Here is a 3,316-nt window from a genome sequence, read left to right as displayed (position 1 = left end):
TCACCTTATAGCCGATGGCCGGCCCGATCTCAGGGATCTTTAAATCCGTTGAATACTCCGCACTGACCATATAGGCCTCCCTCGATACACGGGCTGTTCCTGTACTGTCCGTAAACCCACTCAAGGTCGTCGCAGAACCGGAGATTGTGGTCCTCCTGGTATTTACTATCGGGACCAGCCTATCATCGGTTTGATTAGCGGTCAGTTCTGCATCATAGGGCCGTATAAAAGAGAATGGCGTTTCTTTCGGCTTAAAAAACACCCCGCCGCCGGCCTTCCCGATAAATCCTATCCCAAAAACAGCCTTACTGCTCAGACGCATGGCATAGCCCATGCCCCCCATAATGAAGTAGTTGTTCTTCGCCGTCCGGGCGTCCGTATTGTTATTCAGCAGGAGGTAAGCTTTCGGGAGGAATCCACCTGATGTAGCTATGCCGTTCTGTCCGTTCTGGGGATTGTTTATTCCGGTTCGTAAAATTCTGGTAGGACCGGAGGAAGATCATATCCATGTCGAAACGCTTGTTCTTGACCTGGGTCAGACCGGCCGGGTTGTAGGCCGCCGGCGAGATGGCGTCGTCGGAAATCGCATCAAAAGCACCGCCCAAACCCGTCTCCCGGGTCCCGAAGGCATGGGGGGACGGCCCCCTTGTGGCCATGGCACTGGAGGCCATCAGAACGGAAACAAACAAAACTGCAAAACCTGTTAAAAATCTTTTCATCCTCCACCCTCCCTCTTAATTCAGCCGTCAGATCTCGGCAATAAAACCAAACCTCATGAAAAACATATCTTCAATCCCCCTCAATTCCCCTTTCACAAAGGGGGAGGCAAAAAGGACTCATCCCCCTCCGTCCCCCTTCATTATATTCCCCGTCTTGTTGTTCCTGGCCTTAAACTTTGTGCCTATGTTCCTTTGCCCCTTTGTGCCTTGTGTACACAAAAGGGGGGTGAGGGGGGATTTTATCCTCTTTAAAAATGATGGTCTCGTAAAAAGTCGTTTTTCGGATTCCGTTCATGGTTCGACAGGCTTCCGAGCATGGTGAGCTTGCCGAACCACACGAACGGNNNTCAATGACTTACACCGTTCGCCCTGAGTACGCCTGTCCTGAGCCGGCCGAAGGGTCGAAGGGTCGAACGGACTTTTTACGACTTCATCAAAAATCCCGGGCGGAGAAATCCCCCGCCCGGAAAGCAGACACTCTTTACTTATTCAACCGTTTTCTCGCCCATCTCGTACCGGCCAAGGCAAAGAGCGGCAGAAGGAGAAGCAGGACATCGGCTGCATCCGGCTGTGCGGAAACGGCACACCCACCGCCGCTGCCACCGCCACTACTTGAGACGTTGACGACATCTGCACCCGTCCCGGCCTGACCCAGCACAATGGGATCGACGATAATACCATTCGCGGTTCCGTCCTCATCCCCGGCACCTCCATCCGTAACATTAAACATGATCGTGCCGCTTCCCGCCATATCAACACGGGCCGGGAATCTCTGAAGTACGCCCCCCACGACCTTGAAGACCGCCGGACTGGAAATCCCGGAGGGGACATCGATCGTCACCGCCACCGAGGCACCGGGCGCAAAGGTATTCAGATTGTACTCGATATTATATGCCAGGACCAATGCGCCATCCGGAAGATCAACCCCGCTCAGACTCGGGTCGGAAGGATCCACGATTTTGAAATAGCTCATATCGGCCTGGTTGCTGAGCGTGCTGATCTCACCATTTTCCCGATTCTTGCCCGTGGTTTTTCCAACCTGCACACGGACTTTCTCACCCAGGACCGACTCAATATTCGTCATCACCTGCGTGTGACTCTCTGTAACAAAGGAGAGGTCACTGTTCACCGGAAAATAATCCAGGCCGTCGGTAATCCCATCATTGTCGGAATCGACTGTCACCGGGGAGGACCCGTCGGCAACATCTTCTCCATCCAGAGTCCCATCACCATCGGAATCGGGATTCGCCGATTCCGTCCCTAATTCCTGATCATCCGGAATCCCATCACGGTCGCTATCAATCGATTCCGTTAGAGAAGTTTTCGCAAATGCAATGACGGAAACTTCATCATTCGGGCTGACCGCCCCCTGGCTGTCTTTCACGGAAAGCTGAAAGGCATAGAATCCGATCTTGTCCAAAGTCACATCAACAGACGGATCGCCGGGATTCAGAATGACCGTCCGGCTTCCCAAGGGCTTCTTGACAAGGCTCCACGAATATACTGCCGGGGTGCCATCTTCCGGATCGGTACTTCCCGTACCGTCAAGGGTAACTGTTGTTCCGGCCGTACCGACCTCAACCTCTTGGTCGGGTCCGGCATCGGCCGTGGGCGGAGCATTCTTCTTTGGACCAAGATATACGATCCATCCTTTCATGACATGACCGAAAGGCGCATCGGCAAAACCGGGGACCGTATTCGGTACATTTCCGGCCGCCGCCAGGGTTACGGACCAGTAATCGAACTTGCCATCCTTCGTCCCGTCACCATTGATATCGATATCCGCCGAGGTCCCCAGATACTGTGCCCGCACCCCGCTGTGGACTTCACCATTTTTGTTCGTATAGGCTTCCGTCCCAAGCGGACTGTAGGGGAAGGGAATGTTGATTCCGGCATACTGCGTATCCGCTTCCGCCGTGTGCAGGTCAAACTCCAGCTTCCCTGGCGTACCGCTCTCCTGTCCACTGTACTTGCCTTTACTGAGAGGCGCCTGCAGATAGGAAGTATACTCCCCGCCGGGGGAAGTAAACTTGGCGATCCGGTAATCTCCCGGATAAACGAGATTCCCCAGGGAATCGGTCGTTTTCGGCTGCCCCAGGATCTGCAGGTTATCCCCTGACGATGTAAAATAGATCAGGCCGGCCGGCATAAGGTCTTTGCCCGTATCCGGATTGTCCAGCATCGGCAGGTTGTTGGTCCCCGTCAATGCCTGCCACTTGCTCCCCATATAGAAATAGGTCTGCAGTCCTGCCGACTTGCCGGAGTCGATATGCTCCTGGTCCGGATCCGCGATGAAGACGAAACTCCCATCGGGAAGGTCTTTCCATTCTTCATCGGTCTTTCCATTACAGTTGTTGTCGATCCCGTCCGAAGCCAAAGAACCGACCTCAACAGCGGCGGGATTCACATCCGGGTTCAGATCATCGCAATCCTCATCTCTCGTGTAACCATCATGATCGAGATCATCATCCGGATGAGGATCAGGCAGGGCATCCTGACCTGCAAGCCCATGTTCCATATTATACTTGAATATTTCAACCGCGCTGCAGTCCTCATCGATCCCGTTATAGGGGACCTCCGTCGCCCCGGGATTGATC

General features: G+C 54.0%; 3 protein-coding genes. All 3 read right to left on the bottom strand.

Translation table 11 applies throughout. The features are described 5' to 3' along the window. A partial coding sequence (locus GXP58_11925; GenBank protein ID NOY54302.1) for a hypothetical protein occupies nucleotides 1-334 on the bottom strand: 334 nt, incomplete at its 3' end. Nucleotides 335-383: 49 nt separating this feature from the next. Continuing rightward, entirely contained in the window at nucleotides 384-719 is a 336-nt protein-coding gene (locus tag GXP58_11920) for a hypothetical protein (protein ID NOY54301.1), read from the bottom strand. 481 nt (nucleotides 720-1,200) lie between these two features. Then, nucleotides 1,201-3,316, bottom strand: a 2,116-nt coding sequence (locus GXP58_11915) for a hypothetical protein (protein ID NOY54300.1), incomplete at its 5' end; no start/stop codon positions are given.

The sequence above is a fragment of the Deltaproteobacteria bacterium genome (assembly GCA_013151235.1).
Taxonomy (GTDB): domain Bacteria; phylum CG2-30-53-67; class CG2-30-53-67; order CG2-30-53-67; family CG2-30-53-67; genus JAADIO01.
Note: the sequence above shows the minus strand (reverse complement) of the source record. Positions and strands in the feature narration are given on the sequence as shown.

Bases quoted from the DNA above. Each gene is read 5' to 3' on its own strand.
- GXP58_11920 (NOY54301.1), bottom strand. From the start codon at position 719: ATGAAAAGATTTTTAACAGGTTTTGCAGTTTTGTTTGTTTCCGTTCTG.